The organism is Leptodesmis sp., assembly GCF_052746595.1.
Genome location: NZ_JBRAGO010000149.1, coordinates 1 through 5232, shown reverse-complemented (window position 1 = coordinate 5232; position 5232 = coordinate 1). Strand labels below are relative to the sequence as shown.

Genomic DNA, 5232 nt, shown 5'->3' with positions numbered 1-5232 from the left:
TGTTTCCGTCACTATAAAGAAGTGGCCATGATGCCGCAGCGCACTGTTTTGATCATTGATGATAGTCCAGAAGATCGGGAAGCCTATCGGCGTTATTTGCTGCGTGACCAAACCCACCACTACATCATCCTGGAAGAAGAATCAGCTGAAGCAGGTTTGGCTCAGTGTCAGAACTTGCATCCAGACAGCGGGTTATTGGATTTTCGGTTGCCTGACCTGGATGGGCTGGAATTTTTGGAGGAACTGAACCAGCAAGCAGGAGATCAGGCTCCTCCCGTGATTATGCTGACTGGCCAAGGAGATGAGGCGATCGCGGTGCGGGCCATGAAACTGGGTGCCCAAGATTACCTGATCAAAGGCCATACCAGTGCCAGTGATTTGCTATTTACCCTGAATAATGTCATTCAGAACGCTCAGTTACGCCGGGAGTTACAGCAGCGCAAAGCGGAGTTACAAGAAAGCCAACGATTCATCCAGAAGATCGCCGATACAACTCCCGGTATCGTTTATGTCTATGACCTCACAGAACAGGGCTGTGTCTATATCAATCGGGGGATTACTGATGTTCTGGGCTATACCGCCGACCAGATTTCAGAGATGGGAGCTACGATTCTGAAACAACTCAAGGATGTAATTCCGGTTGGTTTTCGGAATGGTTAAGGCGATCAAGCCACTGGCAATGGAACGGTGGCTCTCGGCTTCCTGATACAAGCTGGGCAGGGCATCGGTATAAAAAAGATTGTCTTCAGTATGGCTCTCCAGCCACTCCAGTAAGCGGTGTAAAGCATTTGGGTCAGGGGTCTTGCCCAAGGCGGTAAATTCCCCATTCCAGTAAATTGCAGCCCCCTGAGCACTCACCAAGTCCAGGAGTTACAAGTTTGGGTTGATGAGATAGTTGATTAATGAATGCTGGTTCTGTTGTGGAATTATTTCTATAAATTTGGCCTGGATGGACTTTAGTTTCATTTTTTAATCCAGGTCTTCATTCGCTTCTTTGGTGATCAGTTCCATCGACATAATCTGGCCCAAAAATTCGCAGGCAATCCGCACCGCATAAGGAATGAATTTGGGTGTGCCATGATGGCAGGCGATCAATCCTCACAGTTCTCCCTGTTTGATCAAGGAGATGGATATGGAAGCGGCTACTGCCATATTTTGCAGGTACTCAATGTGGCAGGGAGAGACACTTCTGAGGACTGCAAGGCTGAGATCCGTGGGCCGATCGCTGAGGGGATTTAAAACTGGGATCAGGGGGACGGGTTGGTAATGTACATCGGGAATGAGCCGCAACCCGTTGAGGGTGTAAAGCTGTCTGGCGGAGTTGGGAATATCGATCGCTGGGTAGTGTAGCCCCAAGTAAGGATCTAGACCGTCCCGCTGGCTTCCGCAATCACCTGGCCTGCTCCGCTACCATCAAACTGGTAGACCGTCACTCGATCGCACCCGGTTAGCTGACGAATTTCCTGCACAATCCCCTGGCCCAGTTGTTCCAGAGTCATTGCACTTTGCATCCGGTTAAGTGCTCCTTTCACCAGATGATAGAATCCAAAGACATCTGTTTCCTCCTCAAGTTGGGCAGGCTCCAGTTCCAGAATCACCCCCGCCTCAGTCCGATGAATCATACCATCCATGCGCCGCGCTTGTTGGGTATGCGGAATCATCAGGTGCAATGGGTTGATCGAGTTAAAGTCACCACCCAGATAGGCACTGAGCATTTCAACCTGGAATACTCCCAGCAGGTCGATCAAGGGAGTATTGAGTAATTCCTCGGGTCTTCTGCCTAAAACTGCAGCGGTATTAGCACTGACCTGGACAATAGTGAGATCAGGCTCCCTGATCAGTAGCAGGGCACCGTGGGGTTGAATGGCTCCTGGAATATGGATGGGTTCGCAATCGCCAGGAGGTAAATCAGGTATGGCAATGCAATCCCTTTCGATTGAGCTCATAATGACTGGAGTCAGGGCACCTTAACATTATTCTAAAGCAGACGACATCTGCAAAAACCAGGAAGGTTTTCAGCCAAAGGCTCTCTATGATGAGTTGGCAGGGTGTTCACCCTCTCATTCCTGGATATCGTAAACTCTCATCTTCTAGTTAGGCAGCAGGCAGTATGGTTCGTATCGGTATTTTGCATTCTCTAACAGGTTCTATGACCATCAGTGAACGCTCACTGGTGGATGCGGCCCTGATGGCGATCGCGGAAATTAACCAGGCCGGAGGGGTGCTGGGACAGATCATTGAGCCTGTGATTGAAGATGGAGCATCTGATCGTCAGGAATTCGTCCGTAAAGCTGAGAAATTGCTGCACCAGGATCAGGTGGCTACGATGTTTGGTTGCTGGACTTCTGCCAGTCGTAAGGCCATTGTGCCTCTGGTGGAAGCCGCTAATATTCTGCTCTGGTATCCCGTGCAGTATGAAGGGTTGGAAGCGTCTAACCGTGTCTTTTATTTCGGGTGTTGCCTCAATCAGCAAGTCGAACCTGCTGTGGCCTGGTTGTTGCAGCATTATGGCGATCGCCTTTATTTACTGGGATCCAATTATGTGTTTCCTCGCACCATTCATAAAATGGTTCACGCCCAACTGCAGCAGGCTGGGGGAACTGTAGTGGGTGAAGTCTACGTTCCTCTGAGCAGCAAGGCGTTTGAGCCGATTCTGCAAGAGATTCTGCAAGCAAAACCGGATGTGATTTTTAATACCTTGAGTGGAGACAGCAACCTGGCCTTCTACCGGGCTTACCGAGAGGCAGGCTGCTCACCGGAGACGTTACCCGTGATGGCAGTGAGTGTTGCAGAACCCGAATTGCAGAGTATTGCTGCTTGTGCAGAGGGTACTTACGCCAGTTGGAGCTATTTCCAGAGTTTGCCCACCCCGCAGAACCAGCGGTTTGTCCAGGCGTTTCAGGCACGCTATGGCGGCGATCGCGTCACCAGTGATCCAATAGCTGCTGCCTACAGTCAGGTCTACGCCTGGAAACAAGCAGTCGAAACGGCTCAAAGTTTTGCTACGGCTGCAGTGCGTCAGGCCGCTTATGGTCAGCTTTTAGAAACGCCAGGGGGGACAAATTCAGATTGAACGCAACCATCATGTCCAAAAGCCCTGTTTGATCGGCAAGGTGTTACCCAATGGTCAATTTGAGGTAGTGGATCAGAGCGATCGACCCCTACCGCCGCTACCCTGGATGGGAGTGGAACAACTTACCCACTTTCCCAATCAAACCCTGGTGATCGATCTGCTGGCAGAAGTAGTTCAGAGCAACCATTACCTCAGCGAGCTGGAACAACAATCTCGCACCCTGGAAGCAACCCTGGCGCAATTGCAGCAAGAAACCCAGGAACGCCAACAGGCAGAGGCAGAGTTGCGAACCATGTTTACAGCTATGGATGATTTCGTCAGCATCTTCGATCAGCAGGGGCGTTATCTCAAAATTCTGTCTACCGACTCCAGTTTGTACAACCCAGATTTGGAGCGAATCGGCAAAACGGTTGACGAGATTTTACCGCCAGAGCAGGCAGATCTCCACCTCAGTTGCATTCAACAGGCACTGCGTACTCAGCAAACAGTGAGTTTGGACTACCATCTAATGATGGGGCATGAACAACGTCGGTACTCTGCCAAGGTGTCGCCCCTGTCTGATACCACGGTGATCTGGGTGGCACGGGATATTAGCGACCTGGAGCGTACTACCTTAGAACTGCAACAAACGGAAGCCAGAAATCGGGCATTACTGGAGGTTATCCCCGACCTGATCATGCGTATCAACCGGGAGGGAACTTATCTGGACTTCGTGCCACCCACCAATTTCACCATGATTGGGAAAGAAGACCTGATTGGTAAGAGCGAATACGAGGTCATGCCACCAGAAATTTCCCAGCAGCGGATGCATTATATACATAAAGCCCTGGATACACGGGAATTGCAAATTTTTGAGTATTCCCTGAACATTGATGGCACCCTGTCTCACGAAGAAGCCCGGATCATTCCCTGTGGGCCGGATGAGGCGTTGGTGATTGTGCGCAATATTAGCGATCGCAAGCGAATGGAAGCAGAACGCAATCAGGCGGAAGCCGCCCTTGTCCAGGCCCATGCAGAAATTCTGGCTTTGAATGAACAACTGAAGGCAGAGAATTTGCGGATGAGTGCAGAGTTAGAAGTGAGTCGTCGGCTACAACAAATGGTATTGCCCAAGGAATCGGAACTAAACGCGATCAATCAGTTAGACATTGTAGGCTTTATGGAACCTGCAGATGAAGTTGGCGGCGATTACTATGATGTCCTGCAACAAAATGGCCGGATTCAAATCGGCATTGGGGATGTCACGGGGCATGGTTTAGAAAGCGGAGTTATCATGCTGATGGTACAAGCCTCAGTGCGAGCATTAATCGCGAATGGGGAAACCGATAGCACCAAACTCTTGAATACGGTCAACCGAATTATTTATGACAATACCAAGCGGATGCGATCGCCCAGAAATATGACACTAGCCCTTCTGGAATACGAGTCTGGAGTGCTGAGATTAACAGGACAGCATGAAGATTTAATCATTGTAAGACAAAATGGTGATATTGAAAAAATTGATACTTTGGAGCTAGGTTTTCCATTAGGTTTAGAACTTGATATAAGTCGCTTTGTTTCCGAAAAAAAGTTTTCCTGAATTCTGGTGATGTAGTCGTTTTATATACAGATGGAATTACGGAAGCCATGAACCTCAGAAAAGAACAGTACGGCTTAGAGCGATTGTATCAGGTGATTCAAAAACACCGAGATTTTACTTCTGAAGTCATCCGTAAAGCAATTATTGAAGACCTAATGACTCACATTGGAGAGCAAAAAGTATTTGACGATATTACGGTAGTCGTTCTCAAAAAGAAATAGCGATCGCGTGAGATCCGCGCAAAAAATGGGCATTTTAGACTAAACCTTGTCCAAGCCCAGAACTGTATTTTCCCTAATTGGAAAATTACTGTTTTCTAGCTGAATCTGGTTTAACCTCAACAAAATAGCTTACGAAGATGCTTTAAAATCACTTTGGCGACTGAAGTCGTGGCTATCCGGAGAAAACCTGTCGATGCAGGTTACTGAAAATCTTGATTGTATTGAGTCTGCGTCGGCAGACCTTGTTAATGTAGTCGCGGTTTCAAGCGCCGGATACTTTTCAAACGCTGGTTCAGGATTAGTTATTTTTTTCTGAGAAAGTTCTTTAAAGCTCGAAGAGGTTAAGATTCATAAGAGCC

8 protein-coding genes are annotated in these 5232 nt (G+C 48.6%); 4 read left to right on the top strand and 4 right to left on the bottom strand.

The window, feature by feature from the left end; genetic code table 11:
- A partial coding sequence (locus ACUVQO_RS21540; protein ID WP_445927873.1) for a response regulator occupies window positions 1–660 on the top strand: 660 nt, incomplete at its 5' end.
- Here ACUVQO_RS21540 and ACUVQO_RS21535 read toward each other — a convergent pair.
- From ACUVQO_RS21535 to ACUVQO_RS21520, 4 genes are all read right to left on the bottom strand, one after another.
- On the bottom strand, window positions 592–858 hold the full coding sequence (locus tag ACUVQO_RS21535; RefSeq protein ID WP_445927876.1) for a hypothetical protein: 267 nt from the start codon (window positions 856–858) through the stop codon (window positions 592–594). The genes ACUVQO_RS21540 and ACUVQO_RS21535 overlap by 69 nt on opposite strands.
- A gap of 111 nt (window positions 859–969) precedes the next feature.
- Entirely contained in the window at window positions 970–1095 is a 126-nt protein-coding gene (locus ACUVQO_RS21530; RefSeq protein ID WP_445927872.1) for a hypothetical protein, read from the bottom strand.
- Between the two features lie 3 nt (window positions 1096–1098).
- Window positions 1099–1356, bottom strand: coding sequence for a hypothetical protein (locus ACUVQO_RS21525; RefSeq protein WP_445927871.1), 258 nt, complete (start codon window positions 1354–1356; stop codon window positions 1099–1101).
- Window positions 1357–1364: 8 nt separating this feature from the next.
- Window positions 1365–1946 carry a hypothetical protein gene (locus ACUVQO_RS21520; protein ID WP_445927870.1) on the bottom strand — a complete coding sequence of 194 codons (582 nt, stop codon included), beginning with the start codon at window positions 1944–1946 and terminating at the stop codon, window positions 1365–1367.
- A 164-nt stretch (window positions 1947–2110) separates the two neighbouring features.
- Here ACUVQO_RS21520 and ACUVQO_RS21515 point away from each other — a divergent pair, with 164 nt between their 5' ends.
- From ACUVQO_RS21515 to ACUVQO_RS21505, 3 genes are read left to right on the top strand one after another with little or no spacing between them, the layout of a single operon-like run.
- Complete coding sequence (locus ACUVQO_RS21515; protein WP_445927869.1) at window positions 2111–3073, top strand: urea ABC transporter substrate-binding protein; 963 nt, start codon at window positions 2111–2113, stop codon at window positions 3071–3073.
- 28 nt (window positions 3074–3101) lie between these two features.
- Window positions 3102–4652, top strand: a complete 1551-nt coding sequence (locus tag ACUVQO_RS21510) for a PAS domain-containing protein (RefSeq protein WP_445927868.1) — start codon at window positions 3102–3104, stop codon at window positions 4650–4652.
- A gap of 47 nt (window positions 4653–4699) precedes the next feature.
- Entirely contained in the window at window positions 4700–4873 is a 174-nt protein-coding gene (locus tag ACUVQO_RS21505; RefSeq protein ID WP_445927867.1) for a SpoIIE family protein phosphatase, read from the top strand.
- Window positions 4874–5232 lie beyond the last annotated feature (359 nt).